This window comes from Bacillus cereus ATCC 14579, assembly GCF_000007825.1.
Lineage (GTDB): Bacteria > Bacillota > Bacilli > Bacillales > Bacillaceae_G > Bacillus_A > Bacillus_A cereus.
On the sequence record NC_004722.1, the window covers coordinates 4,748,035 to 4,770,308 of the forward strand.

Below are 22,274 nucleotides of genomic sequence, written 5' to 3' on the forward strand. Positions count from 1 at the left end.
ACCACATAAAGTGATTTTGGATTTAATATAGTTAAAATATTAAATTACATTTCGAACAAAAAGGAGCCGAATTCCCTTTTCTAATTTTCGCATCACATTTTGGGCAATATACATATCGCTCTTCTATCATTTGTCGCTCTATCATATGTAAGGATACTATTCTCATACTGCACATAATCCCAATTAATATAAGGCTAACAATGAGTAGCATACCTCTCGCCCTCCCCCTTTATCATTTTACCATAAAACAACAAACCCGATTCTCTCATCTAGAACCGGGTTTATACTTACAATCCTAACTTCACCTTCGCGCCATCAGGAATTATTTCTTCTTCTATTTGTACCTTATCGTGCACAGACTTTCCTCTCGTAATTACATGCCAGTAGGAACCTTTTTGCAATGTATCCACTCCATCAATTGTTATCTCTTTTTCGTTTCCATCCTTATCATATGTGTTCACTGTGTATGCACGGCCTTTATTTCCACCTAAATCTTTTCCATCGTTATCAATTACCGCATAACGATATTCTAATTTAAGAAACGGATTCATGGAATCTACTGTAGCACTCCCATTTAACAAATATGCCGCTCCTGCTATGATGACAAGTAATGATCCTAAAATAAATCTTTTCATCTATATTCCGCCTTTCATTATGTTTTTCTATAAGACCTTTCTAAGTATAGAGAGCATTTCTTAATAAAAACTCGTGCGGTTTCTTAACTTTTTCTTAATGTCACAGGGCTTTGCATCAGCACTTCGATAAATAAAGCCATATTAATAATAAAAGGAGGCTGCCGCCTCCTTTATTTACTCATCACTGTATTTCTTTTTTGTCTGTAAAAATAAAACACACTCACAATCAATGCAATACTCCCGCCAAAATACAAACCATACTCTATCGCAGCTGCTACAATCCTTTCAATATGTTGTCCAAATAAAGAACCGAGCACAAAATAAACGAGTGTCCAAACAAATCCTGTCGTATAGGAATACAAAGCATATATCCGAAATGACATGTTATTCATCCCAACTAAATACGGTACGATATGTCTTACAACTGGTATGAAATAGCTTGTAACTAACGCGTACTGTCCGTATTTATCAACCATTTCTTGTGATTTCATCAAATACTTCGCTTTTTTCTTTTTCATTAATTTATGGAGTACCTTCGTTCCAAAAACCTTCCCTAATATATATCCTAAAGAAAGCCCTGATACAACACCTAAATATGTTAATACGAATGAAGGAACAACACTTAATATACCTACTGAAGATACGAAACCACCACTCATAACAATCATTTCATCTGGAATTGGCATACCGATAATCCCTAACCATAAACAGAAAAATAAAGCCCAATAACCGTATTGTTCAATATAAGATAATAATTCATGTAATTCCATTATGCATATGCTCTCCTTAGTTCTTTTTTGCAACTAAAGACGTAGGCTGGCGGGAAATTAAGCCATACTTTTTCTAGTGTAATTTCAGGGAAGAAATGCTGTATAAACCCTTTTTTCACAAGTGAATATTGAAATGTAATGAACTCACCATTCTCATGTATCGCTTCCATCGCATTATTTAAAATGCGCTTTGAAACTTCTTCTGGTAAAGAAGTGAAAGGCAACCCTGATAAAACGTAATCAATGCATTCTATATTGTGCTCCCCCATATACTTCTTTATATTTTCAGCTGAACCGTGTACAACAATGACATTCTGCTCATCTTTAAACTTTCTTTTTAATTCTTTGAAAAATACTTCATTAATTTCAATAAGAAGAAATATCGTTTCCTTCTTTTTTCTCTTCATAATCTCTTTCGTAAAAACCCCTGTGCCAGGCCCTAACTCTACAATACATTTCGCTTTATTAAAATCAATTACATCAACCATTTTCTTTGCTAATATTTTTGAACTTGGCGCAATTGCACCAGTATGTTTTGGATGCTTTATAAATTCATGTAAAAATGTAATGAGCTGCATGTAAACCTCTCCTCATTCGTTCGATAGTTTTTAACTTGTGTCTAAGTATAACTATCGTTTCTTAATAAAAATTGAGGAAGTTTCTTAAGATTTTATGAAGAATAAAAAAAACAGCTATCGCGTGTAGCGATAGCTGCCCCTTATTACTTCGCACTCACGATCTTATAATAAGAACGAACCGTTAAGAAGTAATATCCAATATAGATGACACCGTATACTCCAATACTAATGAGAAGCGGAATCATAATTTCAAATGGTAATATATTTGATAAACCTTTTAGTGCAAATAAACTGTGTAAAATACCGATTACTAACGGAATAGCGAAGATAAAGCTTACTTGTTTTGCGATAGCTTTCTTCATTTCTTGCTTCGTTACACCAACTTTATGAAGGACAATGTAACGATCACGGTCAGCACTTGCTTCTGTTAATTGTTTAAAGTAAATGATTGAGCCTGTTGCTAATAGGAATACTAATCCTAAGAATAACCCAATAAACATCATTAAGCCTGTCGTTTCAAGCCCCATTTGGAATCCTGTATAGAAATCGTTAAATGGTTTTAAAACTTCTGATTCTCCAGCTGGCATAATGCTTGCTAATTTTGCTGTTAACTCTTTACTATTTCGCTCACCTTTTACATCAATATTTTTTACAGTACGCGTTTCGTTTACTTGTTTCACTTGCTCATATGTTTTATCAGGAACGATTACAAATAGTTCATTTAAATTTGTAAGGCTTCTATTATTTACACCTTTAATTTTTAATTCTTTTGACTCATTTCCAACAGGGAATACAGCTGTATTTCCTGTATAAAGAGGACCAAAATCAAGTTTCTCAATATATAAGCTATCATATACGAAAGCTTCATTCGCACTCAAATTTACAGGTTCTACATCTAAGTGTTTCACATGTTTATTAAAGCTTGATTGAGAAATAAGCTGGTACTGATTCGTAACATTATAGTGTGCGTTCAGAACTTGATCAGCTCTTTCACCTTTAAATGTTCCTTTCACAGGAATCATTTCAACTTCTGATTCATATGTGACTGGGTGATTATTCTTCTCTCCAGCAAGTATTTCATTTACTTTTTTATCTAATGCTGCATCTTTTTTCTCATAGGAATAACTATACGGCGCAGCAACTTTTGATTGCGTAAATGTGTTGTAATACATCGTAACTGACGTACCAACCGCTGTTAATGTAACTGCACTTAAAATAGCGATTGTCGCCAATGATTTCGCATTTCCTTTAATACGATATAGTAACTGCGATGTCGTTACCATATTCATACCATTATAAAATGCTGACTTATTATTTCTTGCACGTTTCAATACAAATACTGTGAAGAACATGAACAGTAAATAAGTCCCTGCTACTGTCGCTAATAAAATATATAATGCAACGACCATAAAGTCTGCATACATAACTGCTTTCATGTACATTAGCGCTAAAAAATAACCTGAACCGATTAAGAAAACTGAAATTAATGCCATGATGACAGATCCTTTTGGCATTGCTTCTCCTTCACGTTCTGCACGGAAAAGTTCAATTAACTTAAAGCGATAAATTAAACGATATCCTTGAAGTGATGTATATAAAATAATCACAAAGAAAATAATTGCTGTATCAATAATAGCAGCCATCGGTACTTCAAAATGAACATTTAAATTTAATCCCATCATATTTACTAATAACTCAAGGAATAATTTCGAAAGGACACTACCAATCGCAATCCCGATTACTAATGACATTAATCCCATTAACATATTTTCATAAAAGAGCATTTTACCAATTTGTCTTTTACGGATACCTAATAACGAATATAAGCCAACTTCTTTTTTACGTTTACGTGTAAAGAATCCGTTCGAATATATAATGAACACCGCTACGAAAATGATAAGCATCACACTGGAAACTTGGAACGCTCCGCTAATCTTTTTAGAAGCTTCTGCTGCTTTTTCCATTTGTGAATTATATTGCAGTGCTTTAAATGTAAAATAAATAACGATACTAAAAATCATAGATGCGAAATATACAAAGTAGTCTTTAAAGTTCCGCTGTATGTTGCGGAGGGCAATGCTAGATAAGGTCATCAGCCATACCTCCAGAAATAGAAGACATTACGTCAACAATTTTTTGGAAGAACTGTTTACGCGTCGATTCACCGCGGTGCAATTCTTTATATAGTTCACCATCTTTAATGAAAATAACTCGTTTACAATAACTTGCTGCAAATGCATCATGCGTTACCATTAAAATTGTTGAGTTATCATATTCATTTAATGACTTCATACTTTCAAGTAAATCTGTTGCAGATTTAGAATCAAGCGCTCCAGTTGGCTCATCCCCGAAAATCATACTTGGATTCGTAACGATTGCACGTGATGCTGCGCAGCGCTGCTTCTGTCCACCAGATACTTGATATGGGAACTGACTTAAAATATGATCAATGCCAAATTTCTTTGAGATTTCAAGAACGCGGCGATCAATCTCACTCGCTTTCACCTTTGATAACGCAAGTGGTAAAGCAATATTCTCTTTCACTGTTAATGTATCTAATAAGTTATAATCTTGGAAAATGAAGCCTAAATGATCGCGGCGGAATAATGCTAACTTATCATCATTCATTTTCACAATATCTTTTCCATCAATTAAAATTTCACCGTTCGTCGCATTATCAATTGTAGAAAGAACATTTAGTAAAGTCGTCTTACCAGAACCAGAAGGTCCCATAATTCCAACGAACTCACCTTCTTTTACTTGTAAGTTAATACCTTTTAACGCTGCAAATTTATTACCACCCGTGTCATATACTTTTTCAATATTTTTTGCTTCTAATACTGTTTTCATCTCGACATCCCTCATTTCTTCTATTCTCTATTTTCAACTATATACACTCTCTACTCTTGCCACTATCGATGTTTCTTACACAAACATGACAGTTATGTAAGGCACATAAGTAAAGAAATCAAAAAGTTAACGTAATGAATTAAAGTACTTTGTTACTATAACATTGGGATATCATACCATCCATTCATTCTCCTTACAGGAACATTACAATTTTGTAAGGTAAAAAATGCACCTACAAAGTTGTGCACGAAATGTCGGATGGAGCTATTTCGTTCCTGCTATTCTATGTACAGAGGAGGTCATAATATGGATTCACTTAAAAATATGAATGCTGCAATGCGCTATATTGAAGATAACCTTACGAATGAAATTGATTTTAAAGAAGTTGCGAGGCTAGCTCTTTGTTCTGAGTATCACTTTAAAAGAATGTTTTCGTTTTTAGCAGGTATATCACTATCTGATTATATTCGCTGTAGACGTCTTACTCTCGCTGCCTTTGAACTAAAAAACAGCAATGTAAAAGTCATTGATATCGCTATAAAATATGGATACAACTCACCAGATTCATTCGCTCGTGCATTTCAAAACTTGCACGGTATAACACCTTCAGAAGCCCGAAATAGTAGCCATTCTTTGAAGGCTTATTCACCAATGACCTTCCAATTATCCATTCAAGGAGGAAATGAAATGAATTATCGAATTGAAGAAAAAGAGGCATTTCGAATTATAGGTATTACAAAACGAGTACCAATCGTTTTTAATGGTGTAAATGAAGAAATTGCTTCTATGTGGAAAAGTTTAAACCCAGAGTCTATTCAAACATTAAAGTCCCTTTCGAACATTGAACCTACTGGAATTATTAGTGCTTCTACTAATTTTTCTGAAGGAAGAATGGAGGAAAAAGGAGAACTTGATTACTATATTGGAGTAGCCACAACGAAGGATTGTCCAGAGCAATTCGGGCAACTTGAAGTCGCAGCTTCAACATGGGCTATATTTGAAGCTGTCGGTCTATTTCCTGATGCATTACAAAATGTGTGGGGGCGTATTTATTCTGAATGGTTCCCTTCTTCGAACTATGAACTAGCGGAAGGACCGGAAATATTGTGGAATGAACAGAAAGATATATCTTCTCCAAACTTTAAAAGTGAAATTTGGATACCGGTTTTGAAGAAGTGATAAAAAAAACAAAGCTGCTCTTCCCTAAAAGGAAAAGCAGCTTTATTTACATTTTTAGTTCTTTTTTATAAGCAATATATGAATATCCCATCGTTAATCCTACTGCACCAATAATAATTCCAACCATTACGAAAGATTTCCACGCCACTGGTGCAAAAACACTTAAAATCATAATGATCCCCAATGCAACAAACACCTTTCCGCTAAAACGGTGCGTTTTTCTCCACACTTCTTCGTTACTTAATGTCCACGGTGTTTTTATACCTACAAAGTAGTTTGGTTTACATTGTGGTAAATAGTTTCCGATGACTATAAATAAAATACCCACTAATAATTCCGGCACGCGATTAATGAATAAATTGTATCCTAATCCACTTGTAATAATATCTATATTCCCTACAAATAGTAGCAGTAGTATCCCGTTATTCATCATCATAAAAGCTTTAGAAAACTTCTCGTAGTTCGCTTTCTTTGGATCAATCTTTGGTAACACGTTTAGAAAAATATATAAAACAATCATAATTCCAACCATAGAAAGCATTCCATACAATTTAGAAGAATATCCATCTACTTTACCGCCGCTCCAATGCGTTGCAATTGTATCCGGTAAATGTGGCCAAGCAAACGCCCAAGCTAAACAAGTTATAACAATTAATAAGATTGCAAAAAGATGCTTTTTCATTTCCCCTCTTCCCCCTTATTCGTAAATGTAAACACCCAAGTCAATAAATCTTGAAAGACCGTTGTGTTTAAAGAGTACATAACGAATTGCCCTTTCTTTTCATCTTGAATAAGTTCAGCATTTTTAAGTGCATTTAAGTGGTGTGAAATACTTGGTTTTGTCATATTGAAATGTTCAGCAATCTCACCAGCGGTTAGATCGCCTTCTTTTAATAAGTCTAAAATTTTTCTCCTTGTTGGATCTGCTAATGCTTTGAATGCTTGATTCAATGTCTTTCTTCCTTTCGATAATTAGACATTTAGATATTTATCTAAACATTAAACCAATTACTGTTATTTGTCAATTTCATCCAGCGCCCTTTTTACTTTTCTCACTTTTAACCTATACTGTTTACTAGCTTATCTTTCAACATAATGAAAAGACTTGAAACACATGATACACTATAGCTACAATTGTTTTTTTGAGGAGGAATATACATATGTATAAAATTTTAATCGTTGAAGACGATCCAAATATTTCATCATTACTGCAATCTCACATTCAGAAGTACGGTTATGAGGCTGTGGTAGCGGAGAATTTCGATGATATTATGGAATCGTTTAACGCAGTGAAACCACATCTTGTTTTACTTGATGTAAACTTACCGAAATTCGATGGTTTCTACTGGTGCCGTCAAATTCGTCATGAATCTACTTGTCCAATTATTTTCATTTCAGCGCGTGCTGGTGAGATGGAACAAATTATGGCAATTGAAAGCGGTGCGGATGATTACATTACAAAACCATTCCACTACGACGTTGTAATGGCAAAAATTAAAGGACAATTACGCCGTATTTACGGTGATTATGCACCAAATATTTCTGAACGTATCGTTGAAGTTGAAGGTTTAAAACTATTCCCTGAACGTCCAGAAATTCATTTTGGATCTGAACAAGTTCTTTTAACGAAGAAAGAGGCAATTTTAGCAGAAATGTTATTATCTAAATTCCCTCGTACAGCGAGCCGTGAAGATTTATTAGCTGCGCTTTGGGATGACGAAAGTTTCGTTGAGGAAAATACATTAAACGTAAACATTACACGTCTTCGTAAAAAGTTTAATGAGCTTGGCATTGAGAACTCTATTGAAACAGTACGTGGACTTGGATATCGCTTTAACGCAACTTGGAGTGAATAAGCATGAAGCTATTTTTACGTGATCATTTTGCATTTTTTCTACTGTACGTATTAAACTTCGGTATCATTTTCGTTCTTTATGATGCAGTAGACGGATTTCAAAATAATAAATTTTACTTCGTCGTTTTAAGCCTATACTTATTTATTTGTTTCCTCGCTTATCGTTACGTTCGCAATCGTAGAATGTACCATAGATTAAGTGAGCAACCAGAAAAAATGGAAGATGCGTTTATTGAAAGAGCAACTGCTCCGATGCCTCACGGTGTCAATGAACTCGTACGTACGCAGTACCGTTTATTCCAAAAAGAACTACAATCGTATGAAGTAAAACAACAAGAACATCAATTATTCATTAACCATTGGGTACATCAAATGAAGACACCTGTTTCTGTTATGCAGCTTATGGTGCTAGAAATGGAAGACGAGCATTTAATTCCAAAGTTTAAAAAAGAATTAGAGCGTCTAAACCAAGGGCTTGATATGGCTTTATACATGGCTAGGTTAAATAACTTCCATGAAGATTTCCATGTCGAGACGATTTCATTAAAAGATACGGTAACAAAAAATATTAACGGATTAAAAGAACTATTCATTCGTAATGGTGTCTTCCCTGTTTTAGAAGTCCATTCTGATTTAAAAGTTGCTTCTGATGCGAAATGGCTAAAATTTATCATCTATCAGTTAATGACAAATGCTGTTCGTTACTCTGGGGAACGCGGAAAGAAAGTATTCTTATCTGCTTACCAAAACGGAAAAGATATTATTTTAGAAGTTCGCGATGAAGGTGTTGGTATTCCGCAAGAAGATATTCGAAGAGTATTTGAACCATTTTACACTGGGAAAAACGGTCGCGCGTTCGGAGAATCTACTGGTATGGGACTTTATATTGTAAGTAAAATTTGTGATTATTTAGGTCACTCTGTCAAACTAGATTCTGAAGTTGGTAAAGGAACGACGATTAAAATCATCTTCCACAACGCTGCAAATAATCAAGCAGAACATACGGAGAAGGTGACCGAAGCATGATCGTAACATATGCAAGCAAAATGTATGAGAACTCACTCTCATACATTTTTTGCAATACAACTACTTCTATATCTTCTAGCCGGAGGTATAATCTATGACATTTTGGCAATTTGCATTTAAAAACGTCACGCGCAACTCAAGAGCTTATTTTGCTTACTTTGTAAGTAGCTCCTTTTCCATTGCTGTGTTCTTTTCGTTTGCTGTTTACTTATTCCATCCGAAATTACAAAACTTTGACATGACCTCTGAAATTTCAGGATTAATGATATTTTCAGAAGTAGTAATTGTATTTTTCTCTTTCTTCTTTTTACTATATTCCATTGGTACTTTTTTAAAAGTTAGAAAAAAACAATTTGGTATTTTGACCATTTTAGGAATATCGAGAAAACAATTACATCGTCTTATTTTTATGGAGAATATGTTAATCGGGATTTTATCTATCTTTTTCGGCATGCAGTTTGGAGTTGTTTTTTCTCAATTTTTCTTATTAGTAACAGCCAAACTTACCCATGTTCCAGGAATATATTTATACGGGCCTACTAACGCGTTTATTTTAACAACCATTGTTTTCCTTAGTCTTTTTATCATTGTATCTGCATTCACACCAATGCTTATTCGTACAAAAAAAGCAGTACACCTTTTAAAAACAAATGGTGGAAAACAAAAAGAAAGAAAACCATCCATACTTGTTTCATTATTTGGTGCGATTTGTTTATTTGGTGGTTATGCGTTAGCTGGAAATCCTAAATATTTCGTATCAGTAAGCCCGCAAATCGGTGTTATATATATGGTTTCAAGTATTTTCGTTATCCCAACGCTTGTTACAATTGGAACATATTTCTTCTTTTCACAAATTAGTTTCTTACTTATTTATATTTTAAAGAAAAGAAGGAAGTTTTATATGAAACGGATTAATATGCTTTGGATTTCGGATTTAGCGAGCCGTATTCGAACGAATATTAATATGCTGTTTATTGTAGCGATGCTATCTACAATTGCTTTCACAATGATTACGTTTCTATATGGATTCGGGAAATTTATTAAGCTAGAGGTGAATAGAACTTCTCCTTTTCCAATTTCTTATTTTTCTTATGATGCGAACCCTTTTGTTACAGAGCATTTAAATTGGCTTGAGCAACAATTACAAAAAGAGCATTTCCCCTATCAAAAAATAAAAGCTGATATATATGAAACACCACTAAAAGAAGATAAAGATATAGCTATTTATAATGACGTATACGCAATTAAGCAAAGTGACTATAACAAACTTGCAGATTCTTTACGAATGAAACAACTATTTATGGATGATAACGAAGCATATGTGCTAACAGGGACATCTTATAACACCATATTCAACGAATTTGAGCAAAGCTACAAAAGAGATTACATTACACTCTCTAGTACAAATACGAAATTACGAGTGAAAGGCTATGAGCATGTGAATGCAATTCCATCTGGCTTTTCATATCAAACGATAGTTTTGCCTGATGTTATCGTAAATAACTTACCTAGCACCGTAAAGCATATATCAGCATACAATTACAAAATTCAAAACTGGGAACAGACATATGAAATTGCTGATAATTTTATAGAAAAAGTGCAAAAAGATCGAAATAAATCCCAGTATGAAGGACCTCTTATTCGTTCCTTTGAATCAGCAGGATCGTTATACAAAATAACATCAGGCAGTGCTGCATTTTTCCTAATTGGGACCTTTTTAGGAGTTATTTTCTTCATTGGAGCTGGTAGCGTTCTTTACTTTAGAATGTATACGGATTTGACGAACGAACAAGAGAAATATATAACGATTTCTAAAATCGGTGTAACAGATACAGAGATGAAACGATCTGCAACCATTCAACTTAGTATTTTATTTTTCATTCCGTACATTATGGCATCCATTCATACAATGTTTGCAACAAAAATGCTACAAGATGTAATTGGTTTATCTCTGTTCAAAGAGGTTTCAGCCGTTCTTATTATTTTTGGATTCGTTGAAATCGTGTTTTTCATATTCATTCGTTCACTTTATATGCAAAAATTATCACAATACACGAGTGGACAAAATATTTAAAACAAACTTGATGAAAAGAGTATTTCTTATGCTCTTCTCATCTTCACCCTATCAGGAGGTTCAGGTGAATGACATTTTGGCAGTTTGCATTTAAAAACGTGACGCGGAACGCCAGAGCTTATTTCGCCTATTTTGTAAGCAGTGCGTTCTCCATCGCAATCTTTTTCTCATTTGCAGTTTATTTATTTCATCCTAAATTGCATATGACAGACGTGAATTATTCTCTGAACATATTAATGACAATTTCAGAAGTTGTCATTGTGTTCTTTTCATTTTTCTTTTTACTGTATTCAATCGGGACCTTTTTAAAAGTACGAAAAAAACAGTTCGGGATTTTAACAGTACTTGGCATATCTCAAAAACAATTAAAGCGACTCATATTTATAGAAAATATGTTAATTGGTGCTCTTTCTATATTTTTTGGCATTCAACTTGGAGTTGTCTTTTCACAGTTCTTTTTATTAGTTACCGCCAAAATTACACACGTACCTGGTTTATATTTATATCCGCCTACAAGTGCTATCGTTTTAACTATCATCATCTTTCTTGGGCTCTTCATTCTCGTATCATCTTTTACACCGATGCTCATTCGTACGAGAAAAGCCGTACGTCTTTTAAAAGAAGGAACACAACAAAAAGAAAGAAAAGCATCCGTGCTCATCTCTCTATTTGGTGCGACGTGTTTAATATGTGGATATGCGTTAGCCGCAAATCCGTTGTATTTTATGTCGCTAGGTGACATCATTGGGCTTTTATATGCCGGCTCTAGTATATTTGTCATCCCATCACTTATTGCAGCTGGAACATACTTTTTCTTTTCACAAATTAGTTTTTTACTTATTCGTATTTTAAAAATGCGAAGAACGTTTTATATGAAACGAATTAATATGCTTTGGATTTCGGATTTAGCAGCGCGCATTCGGACAAACATTAACATGCTCTTTATTGTAGCGATGCTATCAACACTCGCTTTTACAATGATTACATTCTTATACGGTTTTGGGAAATTTACAAAGTTTGATGCAATTAGACAAAACCCTTTCCCGTTTACGTATTTATCACATACTGAAAATACATTAGCTGATGAACATTTAAACTGGTTAGAGCAGAAATTTAATGAAGAGCATTTTACTTATACGAAATTTAAAACGGATATATATGAAGTATCTTCAGCTGAAGATAACACGCAGCTCTATTACGCAATTAAACAAAGTGACTATAATGTACTTGCTAAAGCATTAAATTTGGAAAAACTCACGGTAAATAAGAATGAATCTTATATTCTTATGAAAGACTTAGATGATCAAGTTATTGGAACACTTCACAATGAAGAAAAGAAAAATACTCTTACACTTACTCAAAACAATTTACAACTACAAGTGAAAGAATATAAAAGTTATAGCCCATTCCCAAACAGCTTAATATACCAATTACTCATACTATCTGATGAAAATGTAGAAGCCTTATCCACAGTTTCCAAACAAATGAGTGTATATAACTTCAAAGTTACAGATTGGGAAAAAGCACATAATATCGGTTCATCGTTTATAACAAAAATCCATAACGATAATGCAGCTATTCAAGCAGAGCACCCACCTTTCCATGCAAGTGAAGCGAGCGATTCTCTATATAAGAAAAAACTAAATGTTGCCTCATTCTTCTTAATTGGTACTTTCTTAGGTGTTATTTTCTTTATCGGTGCTGGTAGTGTTCTTTACTTCCGAATGTATACAGATTTAACAAATGAGCAAGAAAAATATATAACGATTACGAAAATTGGCTTAACTGAGACTGAAATGAAACGTTCAGCGACAATTCAGCTTGCGATTCTTTTCTTCGTGCCTTACATTATGGCATCAATCCATACGATGTTTGCGACAAAGATGCTACAAGAAATATTACATCTCTCGTTCTTCGCTGAAATTACAGTCGTACTTATGATTTTTGGAACAGTTGAAATTTTATTTTTCCTTTTAATTCGTTCCTTTTATATGCAAAAATTATCACAACACATTAAGTTTTAAAAAGTAGAAAGGTGATTACTATGGAAGAAGTATTACACATAAAAAACGTCTCAAAAGTATATGAGGGAAAAGTCCCTCATACTGCTTTAAAAAATATAAATTTACACGTGGATAAAGGTGAATTCGTTGCCATTATGGGACCATCTGGTAGCGGGAAATCTACATTTTTAAACGTTATCTCTACAATCGATTCTCCGACTTCTGGTGATGTCGTGATTAACGGAAAAAAACCGCACACATTTCGTAGAGAGAAGTTAGCTATTTTCCGCCGCCAAGAGTTAGGATTTGTTTTCCAAAACTTTAACCTACTAGATACACTAACAATCGGTGAAAATATCGTACTACCTTTAACATTAGATAATGTTCCATTAAAAGAAATGGATGAAAAGCTTGATAACATTTCAAAAAAGCTTGGAATTGATCATATTTTGGACAAGCGTATTTTTGAAGTTTCCGGGGGACAAGCACAGCGTACCGCAGTAGCACGTGCTGTCATTCATCATCCTTCACTTCTACTTGCCGATGAACCGACAGGAAACTTAGATTCAAAAGCGGCAATTGACGTAATGGAGCTATTTACGAAATTAAATAAAGAAGAAGATGCAACGATTTTAATGGTTACCCATGATCCGTTTGCAGCAAGTTATTGTAACCGTGTTATTTTCATTAAAGATGGAGAGCTTTACAATGAACTACACCGCGGATTGTACCGTGAGAAATTTTATCAAGAAATATTAGATGTTTTAGCATTATTAGGAGGAAGACGTGGATGACATTTTGGCAATTCGCATTTAAAAATGTCTCACGTAATTCGAAAGCATATTTCGCCTACTTTGTAAGTAGTGCGTTTTCTATCATGGTTTTCTTTTCATTTACTGTATACGCGTATCACCCGCGGTTACAAAGTGTACAAAGTTTCCAAGAACGTGATCCTCTAATGAACTTAGCTAGTACAGCACAGCTTGTGATTGTTATGTTCTCGTTCTTCTTTCTCTTATATTCAATTGGAACATTTTTAAATGTACGGAAGCAGCAATTCGGGATACTCACCATTCTCGGTATCTCACAGAGACAATTAAAGAGACTGTTATTTACTGAAAATATGATAATCGGGATATTGTCTATCTTTATCGGCATTCAAGGTGGACTTGTATTTTCTAACTTTTTCTTATTAGTCACTTCGAAATTAACAAACGCGAAAGGTCTCTATTTATATTGGCCAACAGAAGCGATTATCGTTACAACCGTAACGTTTATTATCTTATTTTTAATCGTTTCTACATTTACACCAATGTTTATTCGTACTCGAAAAACAACGAAGCTTATTAAGGGCGTTAACAAAGAGAAGAGCGAAAAAAAACCATCTATACTGATTTCACTATTTGCTTTAACTTGTTTAGGACTATGCTATTATATTGCTGGTTATCCGCAAGGCTACATAACGGAAAAAAATGCACAAAATGGATCTGTATTCTTAATTATGCTATCTATTTTACCGCTTGTAGTAGTTGGGACGTATTTATTTTTTTCACAAACATTTCTTCTCTTTATCTATATTTTAAAGAAACGAAGAAAGTTTTATTTAAAACAAATAAATATGTTATGGATTTCAGATTTAGTTTCTCGTACACGCAGTAATATTAATGTACTCTTTATTGTTTCTATGCTATCTGCACTTGCATTTACAATTATTATCGGGTTATTTGCTGCAAACAATAATACGAAAGCACCCATACTAGAACGATATCCAATACCATTCACCTATACATCAGAAGGTGTTAATGCATTTGAACAAAAGCATATTACTACGATTGAAACTGAACTTACAAATGCTAATTTTCAATATGACAAATATAAGTTTACCGTTTTAAAGGATACAGCTTCAAAAGAATCAATTGCCATTATGAAAATGAGTGATTATAACGCAATAGCACAGCAATTAAACAGACCAAAAATCACTCTCGATTCTTCACAAGTTTATAATATTTCTCGCTATTCACCAGTGTTATTAAATCTCGTGTCTAACCCATTTGCGAAGCAGAACACGATTACACTTGGCTCTAATAAAAAGGAATTTCAAATTAAAGGTTTTATTAATAGAGGAATTGAGCCTCCCTTTGCATTACCTCACTTAATTGTGATGCAAGATGAAGTAATTGAAAATATGATTCCTCATATTGAAACAATTACAGTCTATAACTACTTCGTGGAAAATTGGGAAAATGCAATTGTCCCAACAAAAAATATATTAAAAAGCTTAAATCATGATGCAGAAACCTTGTATGAAGCACATAAAAATGAAGAAGGTTTCATTAAACCATTTTATATTTATACAGCTACGGATGAACTCGTTCATAGTAAAGGAAATGCAGTCGCTCAATTCTTTATTTGGGCATTTCTCGGCTTTATTTTCTTTATCGGAGCAGCTAGTGTTTTATATTTCCGTATGTATAATGACTTAACAACTGAAAGACAAAAGTATATTACGATTACAAAGCTTGGCTTAACTGAATCAGAAATGTTTCGCTCTGCAACGATTCAATTAGGAATTTTATTTTTCGTTCCTTATGTCGTTGCTGGTGTTCACACATTATTTGCAGTTAAGTTTTTACAAAGCATGTTTTCTTTCTCCTTATTAAAAGAGACATGTATCGTACTCACCTTTTTCGGGATTATCGAGATCATTTTCTTCTTCTTAATCCGTTCTCTTTACATTAATAAATTATCACAGCATATAAAAATATGAATAAAATAGCCTTGTGCAATATGCACAAGGCTATTTTCAATAGTTTTTAATAATTAGCAGCAATATCCGCCGTAGCCGCCAGCATAACCGCCATAACCACCATAACCACAACCGCCGCCTCCGCCGAAGCAGCTAGCACCGATGATAATTAATAAAATAAACAATACGATTAGAAGCGCAAAACCGCCTCCGCAACCATGTCTGCGGTTACAATCATCATGTCTGTGTTCACACTTTTCGCTCATTACCCTATTCCTCCTTTAGTATCATTCATAACAAGTTCACCTTGCTCTAAATGAGGGGATTCCATTTATATTATGTTTTCAGGGCGAATAAGAAGCTTGGCTTACCTAAAAACGGGCTTGTTTTAGGAATTGGGCTTAATCAAAAAAAAGATACCTATTTAGGTATCTTTTAAAGAAACATATTCAACAAAAGAGCAAAACCAAATGCAATAAATGATAACAATGTCTCGAGTACCGTCCACGTTTTAAACGTTTCCTTCACCGTCAAACCTAAATACTCTTTTACAAGCCAGAACCCTGCATCATTTACGTGAGAAAACATTAATGATCCTGCACCGGTTGCAATAACGAGAAGCTCTAAATTCACACCAGACATGTGCTGAATAACTGGTGAAACAATCCCTGCTGCTGTCGTTAATGCTACTGTAGCTGAACCTGTTGCAATTCGAATTAAACCAGCTACCATGAAAGCTAATACGATTGGTGATAACGAAATATGTTCTGCCATTTGTGCAATAGCTGTTCCAACGCCGCTTTCAATTAATATTTGTTTAAATCCACCGCCTGCACCAATTATTAAAATAATAGAACCGACAGGCAATAAACTTTCATCTGTTAATTTTTTAATCATCTTTTTATTAATACCTTGTTTGATACCAAGTAAATAAAATGCTGCGAAACATGAAATAAGTAAGGCGATTACTGGACTTCCTATAAACACGAAAAATTCAGTCAATTTTTTCGGTAATGAAATATATGGTGCAACTACTGATAAAATCATCAATACAACTGGTAGTAAAATAATAAAGAATGAAACTTTACGACTTGGCAAATCAGTTGAGACAGTCGTAACTCGAATAAGCTCTGGTTCATTTTCAGGTATCACCCTTTTATGTACCCACTTTGCAAATATCGGTCCTGCGATAATGGCTGTTGGTAACGCGATAATTAATGAATATAAAAGTACCTTTCCTAAGTTCGCGTTATAAATACCGATTGCTGTCATCGCCCCTGGATGCGGAGGCACGAGCCCGTGAACAATAGATAATCCTGCAATGACAGGTAACGCAATTAATAATATATTTTGCTTCGTCGTTTTTCGAATGGAAATAACAAGTGGTAATAAAATGACGATCCCCACTTCAAAAAACACTGGAATCCCTATAACAAATCCTGCAAATAACATAGCCCAAGGTAGTTTCTTTACACCGAAAAATCGAATAAAGAAATCTGCCACTTGCATGCCGGCCCCTGAATCGGACATCATTTTCCCTAAAATTGTTCCGAGAGCTAAAATACCAACTAAATGCCCTAGTACACTACCAACACCAGTTTCATAGGCAGTCACTATTTTCGTTAAGTTCAGTCCAGACATGATAGCTAAAAACAAACTCGCAACTGTTAAACTAATAAATGCATGCCATTTCCACCATGATACCCCTAAAATAACAATCGCAATTGCAAGTAACGTGACGATTAATAAGTATATATCCATCTCCCATTCTCCTTACTTTATAAAAAAAGAGGGAAAATCCCCTCTTTTTTATACGTCATAATTCACTACATAATGCTGCATTTCTGTATTGTAGTAGCCTTCGCTATATTCAATTACTTCGCCAACTTCATCGTAAGAATAACGCATGCGTTTTAATAGCGCTGTCCCCTCTTTTTCACCTAGCGCTTCTGCAACGAAACTAGGCGCGAGTCCAACAGCGAATTCATCTCTGAAGTTTTCTAAATGAATACCTCGGTCTTCAACTAAATCATAAAGCGATTGCAAGTCAAAATCCGATAAATCTGAACTTGCCATTTCTGCTGAGAAATAGTGCGTATAATGAATGTACGGTGCATCATTTAACGTATATAAACGTTCAATACGAAAACTCTCCTTACCGAATAATCGAAATGGCACTGTTCCTTCTTCATTCTGCACAATTTCTGCTTTTAGCAATTTCTTCTGTACTTTATATCCTTCTTCCACTAACACTTCAGTAAATTTCTTACCCTTTGACAGTTTTGTCGCAGAAGTATTGCGGATGACTTTCGTTCCTTTACCGCTTTTCTTTTCCAAATATCCTTCTTGAGCGAGTTCTTTAATCGCATTTCGCACTGTAATTTTACTCACTTTGAACTCTTCTTCTAACTGCGGTTCGGAAGGGATATTCGTATGAATCGCATATACACCATGCAATATTCGATCACGAATAATATTTTTTATTTGCAAATATAATGGTCCTTTTTTTCTCGTTACGTTCACCGTTACACCCACTACCTTTCTACATCACCTACTGATGCCGTCATTGCCCGAAGTATATCCTTCTCTGATGACATTGGCGTATCACCGACGATTGTATGTGCTAGCATTCCAGCTGCTGACGCAAATGAAACAGCTTTCTCTGGTGCGAACTCTTTTATCTCGCCATGAATAATTCCGCTCGTATAAGCATCTCCAGCACCTATTCTATCATATACAGAAAACGTAAGTGTTTTTGCAAAAGTGAACGTTCCATCTTTACATATAAACCCGCGAAGCGAATGTGTATTATCACTGTTAATAGAGCGATGAGTACCAGCGATTGTAGCGATATGATACGTTTCAGCTACCTTTGGAATAAGATCAACAAGTTGCGCCTCTCGCTCCGTTTCTTCGGTTTTTATTCCTAAAACAAACATTGCATCTTTTTCGTTCATCATAACGATATCAGCAAGTCCCAGCATTTCTTCATAATGCGGTTTTGCCTGTTCATATCCGTCTTCTCCCCAAAGTGATGGACGATAATTACAATCAAAAACGACGGTTCCTCCGTTTTCTTTAACTGCTCTCGCTAAAGACTTCATATGATGGCGCACCGTATCATTCATCGCAAGTGTAATACCGCAAAAATGAACGATATCAATTTCCTTAGCAATTTCTTCAAATTGGTATATCTCTTCAGACGCCGTATTGAAGCTACTTTCTAGTCGATTCGAATACGTAACGCGGCTTGCACGTGCACCGAATCCATTTTCTAAAAAATACATACCTACATATTTACCACCTCTTGAAACAAGAGAAGTTTGAATTCCTAACTTTTGAATGTAAGATACAGCTGCATCTCCAACCGAATTTTCCGGTAAAGTTGAAATAAGAAGCCCTTCATGCCCTAAGTGAGAAAGTGCCGCTACAACGTTCACACCTGTACCTGAAAATGAGTAATTTAACGTGTTAGCTTGCGACAACAATTCATATCCAGGTACTTGCAGGCGCATCATTACTTCGCCGAACGCTGCAATTTTCTTACGCATATTGATCAACTAGCTTCTTCACGACTGCTAATAATTCACGCACAGCTTCTACTTTCGTGTTACCAGTTTCTTTATCAATAATAGAAGAGTACACGTGCGGGATAACTTGCTCTACATTTGCCTCAAGCGCAATACGTACAATTGTTTCGAAGTTTTCTTTATCAATTCCGCCTGTTGGCTCTAATGCGAATCCTTCTTCCGCACAAGCTTTCGCAACTGCGCGATATTCTTCTTCATGGGCTAGCCCTTTCATCGGGAAGTACTTCAATGAATTTCCGCCCATATCACGTACAAGTGCAATCGCTGTTTTAATTGGAACGATTGCTTTTTCTTCTCCAGCCGCACTAATTGGGCCAGTAGAAATATTTACGTAACCTACTTTTCCTGTTGGCGATACTAAACTATTAATCCAGCTATCTTTTTCGCCAAGATTTGCACGTGTCGCTCCAACTGAAGGAAACACTTGGTTAATATGGCTACCAGGATAATGCTTCGCAATTTCAGCCACAACTGCCGCTTGGCGATTATCTCCTGCGCCTAGTCCGATTGATACAGCGTCATCAATTTCTTTTCCATATGCTTTCATAGCTGTAACAGCTTCTTCTACTGTTGGATAGTCTTTTGATAACACTCCCACTACTACATAACCTTCTGCTGCTTCAAAAATATCTTTCGCATTTTCTATATTGTTTGCCAATACATTTAATGCTACGCGGCCTTTATAAAAACGTTTTTGAATGTTTGTCATTTTAGTTTCCCCCTACAATTTCTCTCATTTTTTCTTCAATTACATGTATGTCATCACCTTGAAGTGGACGTGGATCGATATCAAAGAACCCTTGTCTTACTCCGTAATCACGTGTGTAAATTGCAATTTCCCCGTCGCGTAATGCAGCCACAACGTCTTTTGCCGATTTATTTAACTCTTTTTCGTTAATATGAATACGTGCTCTAAAGATTGCTCTTCCAGCTTCATCTTGAACGATCGTTACATTTACACCATTTAATTCTTTTAGCGGCATAAGTACTTGTAGCAATTCTTTTTCTTGCTCGCTCTTATCTTCTTTTACTCCGTACTCATCAAGCGCTTGAAGTAAGCCAAATGTTGTTTCTTTCCCAACTTTCATGCTTCTTCCGATACAATGTAATTGCACTTTCAGCCATTCAATATACTTTCTTTTACCGCCCACAATACCAGAAGTAGGTCCTTCAATCGCCTTTGAACCGCTATAAATAGCAAGATCTGAATACTTCACATATTTTTGAATGTCTTCTTCAGCTGCTGCATCCACGATAAGCGGTACTTTATTTCGCTGCGCAACTTCCCATGCTTCTTCAACAGAAATCATATTTTTTTGCACTGCATGATGTGATTTCACATACAGAATCGCTGCTGTATTTTCACCAATTGCATCTTCAATATGTTCTGCTTTCCCTTCATTTGCATAGCCAACTTCTACAAGTTTACCGCCGCCTAAGTAAATCATCGTTTCAACAGGAGCACCGTATTGAACGTTATGACCTTTTAACATAATCACTTCGTTTTTCGCGATTACTTCTTGATGAAGTCTTTCACTTTTACGGCGATTTCCTTCTGTAACGATACCAGCGATAGAAAGCGCAATTCCGCTCGATGCTGAATTCACAACGACCGCTGCCTCTGAATCTAGAATTCTCGCAATATGGTCTCCTGCTTTATCTACTAAATCAGCAATTTCCACATAATTTTGTCCACCATGTTTCATCGCATCCATTACCGTATCTGTAGGAGCAGATACACCTAAAATACTCATTCTACCGCTCGCATTAATTACTCTTTTTAATCCGTACTTAGCATTCAATGAATGACCCATTAATTACAACCCCTTTCGTATCAATCCTTCTTTCAGCAATGCGCTGATCCCCTTCTGAATCAATTAACGTAACCTTCTCATCTTTAACCGTAAATAAAGTTAAGTTTGCAATATCTCCTTCTTGAATACGGCCAAGCTCTGGTTTCTTAAGCCACTCTGCCGCATTTTTCGTAACCGCATCAATCACTTCTTCTAGCGGATAACCTAAGTAAAGGAATTTCGAAAGAACATGAGCCATACTATATACTGGACCGTGTATACGATTCTTCCGGTAAATATCCGTACTAATTGTATGAAAGGCAATATCGTGACGCTTCGCCGCTTCTGCTACTTTAAAAGAAAAGCTAGCATTACCGTGACCAACATCTAAATGCACGCCGCGATTCACCGCATCTAACAACACAGGTAGCGGTTTCCCTTCCTCATCAAATAAATTATTTTCTTTCCCGTTTAAATAATGTGTAATGACATCATCTTTTTCTAAAAGAGGTACAACTTCCTCAATGCGGGGAGGCGCTGAACCGATATGTACCATAATCGGTAATGATGTTTCACGGGATAAAGCGCGCGCTACATGCATCGGTTCAATTCCACTATCACAAACGACACTTTTACTCATTCTCGCCTTTAACCCAACGATTACATCTTTATACTTTTCTACTGCTTCTATCGCTTTCTCTTTATCTATCCATTCCATATTGGATAATTCATCAATTCGTTTCAAACCGATGCGAGAAATATTTAAAAAGGCAAATAAATTTGTCTTTGCCTGCTCTCTACTTTTTACTAAATCTGCAATGCGATCAGCACCGCAACTACCCGCATCAACAATTGTCGTTACCCCTTGCTTAACACCAATTTCATCCACCTCATCGCCATACGGATCAAACTCTGGAAAAGCATGAACGTGCAAATCAATCCAGCCACTCGATACGTAAGTACCAGAGTAATCAAGAATCCTTCCACCCTCGCCAGCACCAGCTTTCGTCACCTGTGCGATTTTATTATTTTCAATTACAATGTCAATCTCTTCCCCGTTCACACGTTTCACATTACGTAGTACGAATCGTTCTGTCATTGTACTTCCACCCTTTTCTATAAGAAGCCATAAGAATGCGCTTACATTAAAGTTTCATTTTTATATCTCTTTCACA

The 22,274-nt window shown here is 35.3% G+C and carries 22 protein-coding genes; 7 read left to right on the top strand and 15 right to left on the bottom strand.

What is annotated here, in order from left to right; genetic code table 11:
• Positions 1-31: 31 nt before the first annotated feature.
• From BC_RS24080 to BC_RS24105, 6 genes are all read right to left on the bottom strand, one after another.
• Positions 32-211: a hypothetical protein gene (locus BC_RS24080; protein ID WP_000924676.1), complete on the bottom strand. Its 180-nt coding sequence runs from the start codon at positions 209-211 to the stop codon at positions 32-34.
• Positions 212-287: 76 nt separating this feature from the next.
• Positions 288-635, bottom strand: a complete 348-nt coding sequence (locus BC_RS24085) for a YxeA family protein (protein WP_000819387.1) — start codon at positions 633-635, stop codon at positions 288-290.
• A 170-nt stretch (positions 636-805) separates the two neighbouring features.
• Complete coding sequence (locus tag BC_RS24090) at positions 806-1,405, bottom strand: DedA family protein (RefSeq protein ID WP_000418943.1); 600 nt, start codon at positions 1,403-1,405, stop codon at positions 806-808.
• Positions 1,405-1,983: a class I SAM-dependent methyltransferase gene (locus BC_RS24095; RefSeq protein ID WP_001176066.1), complete on the bottom strand. Its 579-nt coding sequence runs from the start codon at positions 1,981-1,983 to the stop codon at positions 1,405-1,407. Before BC_RS24095 ends, BC_RS24090 begins: the two co-directional genes overlap by 1 nt.
• Positions 1,984-2,126: 143 nt before the next feature.
• Complete coding sequence (locus BC_RS24100) at positions 2,127-4,076, bottom strand: ABC transporter permease (protein WP_000176149.1); 1,950 nt, start codon at positions 4,074-4,076, stop codon at positions 2,127-2,129.
• Positions 4,063-4,833 (bottom strand): ABC transporter ATP-binding protein, encoded by a 771-nt coding sequence (locus tag BC_RS24105; RefSeq protein ID WP_000859655.1) that lies wholly within the window; start codon positions 4,831-4,833, stop codon positions 4,063-4,065. Before BC_RS24105 ends, BC_RS24100 begins: the two co-directional genes overlap by 14 nt.
• A gap of 306 nt (positions 4,834-5,139) precedes the next feature.
• Here BC_RS24105 and BC_RS24110 point away from each other — a divergent pair, with 306 nt between their 5' ends.
• Positions 5,140-6,012, top strand: a complete 873-nt coding sequence (locus BC_RS24110; protein WP_000377714.1) for an AraC family transcriptional regulator — start codon at positions 5,140-5,142, stop codon at positions 6,010-6,012.
• A gap of 46 nt (positions 6,013-6,058) precedes the next feature.
• Here the strand turns inward: BC_RS24110 and BC_RS24115 are convergent, their stop codons facing one another.
• Positions 6,059-6,694, bottom strand: coding sequence for an SdpI family protein (locus BC_RS24115; protein WP_000716356.1), 636 nt, complete (start codon positions 6,692-6,694; stop codon positions 6,059-6,061).
• The gene (locus BC_RS24120) at positions 6,691-6,963 is read right to left on the bottom strand and encodes an autorepressor SdpR family transcription factor (protein ID WP_001070523.1); all 273 of its coding nucleotides are present in this window, start codon (positions 6,961-6,963) and stop codon (positions 6,691-6,693) included. Before BC_RS24120 ends, BC_RS24115 begins: the two co-directional genes overlap by 4 nt.
• 209 nt (positions 6,964-7,172) lie before the next feature.
• Between BC_RS24120 and BC_RS24125 the strand changes: the two genes are divergently transcribed.
• The 6 genes from BC_RS24125 (at position 7,173) to BC_RS24150 (ending at position 15,737) form a co-directional block, all read left to right on the top strand.
• On the top strand, positions 7,173-7,868 hold the full coding sequence (locus BC_RS24125; RefSeq protein WP_000276738.1) for a response regulator transcription factor: 696 nt from the start codon (positions 7,173-7,175) through the stop codon (positions 7,866-7,868).
• 2 nt (positions 7,869-7,870) lie between these two features.
• Positions 7,871-8,893: a sensor histidine kinase gene (locus BC_RS24130; protein WP_000765340.1), complete on the top strand. Its 1,023-nt coding sequence runs from the start codon at positions 7,871-7,873 to the stop codon at positions 8,891-8,893.
• A gap of 94 nt (positions 8,894-8,987) precedes the next feature.
• Positions 8,988-10,967: an ABC transporter permease gene (locus BC_RS24135; protein WP_000145051.1), complete on the top strand. Its 1,980-nt coding sequence runs from the start codon at positions 8,988-8,990 to the stop codon at positions 10,965-10,967.
• Between the two features lie 68 nt (positions 10,968-11,035).
• Complete coding sequence (locus tag BC_RS24140) at positions 11,036-12,991, top strand: ABC transporter permease (protein WP_000145003.1); 1,956 nt, start codon at positions 11,036-11,038, stop codon at positions 12,989-12,991.
• Between the two features lie 20 nt (positions 12,992-13,011).
• Positions 13,012-13,764 carry an ABC transporter ATP-binding protein gene (locus BC_RS24145; protein WP_000393250.1) on the top strand — a complete coding sequence of 251 codons (753 nt, stop codon included), beginning with the start codon at positions 13,012-13,014 and terminating at the stop codon, positions 13,762-13,764.
• Positions 13,761-15,737 (top strand): FtsX-like permease family protein, encoded by a 1,977-nt coding sequence (locus tag BC_RS24150; RefSeq protein ID WP_000144952.1) that lies wholly within the window; start codon positions 13,761-13,763, stop codon positions 15,735-15,737. The genes BC_RS24145 and BC_RS24150 overlap by 4 nt, the downstream gene beginning before the upstream one ends.
• Positions 15,738-15,790: 53 nt before the next feature.
• On the opposite strand, the gene BC_RS24155 is transcribed toward BC_RS24150, so the two are convergent.
• From BC_RS24155 to BC_RS24185, 7 genes are all read right to left on the bottom strand, one after another.
• Positions 15,791-15,982 carry a YjcZ family sporulation protein gene (locus tag BC_RS24155; protein ID WP_001290392.1) on the bottom strand — a complete coding sequence of 64 codons (192 nt, stop codon included), beginning with the start codon at positions 15,980-15,982 and terminating at the stop codon, positions 15,791-15,793.
• A 169-nt stretch (positions 15,983-16,151) separates the two neighbouring features.
• Positions 16,152-17,477: a gluconate permease GntP gene (gene gntP / locus BC_RS24160; RefSeq protein ID WP_000356166.1), complete on the bottom strand. Its 1,326-nt coding sequence runs from the start codon at positions 17,475-17,477 to the stop codon at positions 16,152-16,154.
• A gap of 48 nt (positions 17,478-17,525) precedes the next feature.
• Positions 17,526-18,251, bottom strand: a complete 726-nt coding sequence (locus tag BC_RS24165) for a GntR family transcriptional regulator (protein ID WP_000539275.1) — start codon at positions 18,249-18,251, stop codon at positions 17,526-17,528.
• On the bottom strand, positions 18,251-19,267 hold the full coding sequence (locus tag BC_RS24170) for a sugar kinase (RefSeq protein WP_001227516.1): 1,017 nt from the start codon (positions 19,265-19,267) through the stop codon (positions 18,251-18,253). The genes BC_RS24165 and BC_RS24170 overlap by 1 nt, the downstream gene beginning before the upstream one ends.
• Entirely contained in the window at positions 19,260-20,015 is a 756-nt protein-coding gene (gene dagF / locus BC_RS24175; protein ID WP_000181906.1) for a 2-dehydro-3-deoxy-phosphogluconate aldolase, read from the bottom strand. The genes BC_RS24170 and dagF overlap by 8 nt, the downstream gene beginning before the upstream one ends.
• Before the next feature lies 1 nt (position 20,016).
• Positions 20,017-21,120: a DgaE family pyridoxal phosphate-dependent ammonia lyase gene (locus tag BC_RS24180; RefSeq protein WP_000510099.1), complete on the bottom strand. Its 1,104-nt coding sequence runs from the start codon at positions 21,118-21,120 to the stop codon at positions 20,017-20,019.
• A complete protein-coding gene (locus tag BC_RS24185; protein WP_000139971.1) occupies positions 21,098-22,198 on the bottom strand; it encodes an amidohydrolase/deacetylase family metallohydrolase in 1,101 nt (366 codons plus the stop codon). The genes BC_RS24180 and BC_RS24185 overlap by 23 nt, the downstream gene beginning before the upstream one ends.
• Positions 22,199-22,274 lie beyond the last annotated feature (76 nt).

Coding starts and splice junctions, on each gene's coding strand:
- BC_RS24170 (WP_001227516.1), bottom strand. CDS start 19,267: ATGCGTAAGAAAATTGCAGCGTTCGGCGAAGTAATGATGCGCCTGCAA.
- dagF (WP_000181906.1), bottom strand. CDS start 20,015: ATGACAAACATTCAAAAACGTTTTTATAAAGGCCGCGTAGCATTAAAT.
- BC_RS24185 (WP_000139971.1), bottom strand. CDS start 22,198: ATGACAGAACGATTCGTACTACGTAATGTGAAACGTGTGAACGGGGAA.
- BC_RS24145 (WP_000393250.1), top strand. CDS start 13,012: ATGGAAGAAGTATTACACATAAAAAACGTCTCAAAAGTATATGAGGGA.
- BC_RS24110 (WP_000377714.1), top strand. CDS start 5,140: ATGGATTCACTTAAAAATATGAATGCTGCAATGCGCTATATTGAAGAT.
- BC_RS24095 (WP_001176066.1), bottom strand. CDS start 1,983: ATGCAGCTCATTACATTTTTACATGAATTTATAAAGCATCCAAAACAT.
- BC_RS24085 (WP_000819387.1), bottom strand. CDS start 635: ATGAAAAGATTTATTTTAGGATCATTACTTGTCATCATAGCAGGAGCG.
- BC_RS24080 (WP_000924676.1), bottom strand. CDS start 211: ATGCTACTCATTGTTAGCCTTATATTAATTGGGATTATGTGCAGTATG.
- BC_RS24135 (WP_000145051.1), top strand. CDS start 8,988: ATGACATTTTGGCAATTTGCATTTAAAAACGTCACGCGCAACTCAAGA.
- BC_RS24100 (WP_000176149.1), bottom strand. CDS start 4,076: ATGACCTTATCTAGCATTGCCCTCCGCAACATACAGCGGAACTTTAAA.
- BC_RS24180 (WP_000510099.1), bottom strand. CDS start 21,120: ATGGGTCATTCATTGAATGCTAAGTACGGATTAAAAAGAGTAATTAAT.
- BC_RS24140 (WP_000145003.1), top strand. CDS start 11,036: ATGACATTTTGGCAGTTTGCATTTAAAAACGTGACGCGGAACGCCAGA.
- BC_RS24125 (WP_000276738.1), top strand. CDS start 7,173: ATGTATAAAATTTTAATCGTTGAAGACGATCCAAATATTTCATCATTA.
- BC_RS24130 (WP_000765340.1), top strand. CDS start 7,871: ATGAAGCTATTTTTACGTGATCATTTTGCATTTTTTCTACTGTACGTA.
- BC_RS24155 (WP_001290392.1), bottom strand. CDS start 15,982: ATGAGCGAAAAGTGTGAACACAGACATGATGATTGTAACCGCAGACAT.
- BC_RS24115 (WP_000716356.1), bottom strand. CDS start 6,694: ATGAAAAAGCATCTTTTTGCAATCTTATTAATTGTTATAACTTGTTTA.
- BC_RS24150 (WP_000144952.1), top strand. CDS start 13,761: ATGACATTTTGGCAATTCGCATTTAAAAATGTCTCACGTAATTCGAAA.
- BC_RS24090 (WP_000418943.1), bottom strand. CDS start 1,405: ATGGAATTACATGAATTATTATCTTATATTGAACAATACGGTTATTGG.
- gntP (WP_000356166.1), bottom strand. CDS start 17,477: ATGGATATATACTTATTAATCGTCACGTTACTTGCAATTGCGATTGTT.
- BC_RS24105 (WP_000859655.1), bottom strand. CDS start 4,833: ATGAAAACAGTATTAGAAGCAAAAAATATTGAAAAAGTATATGACACG.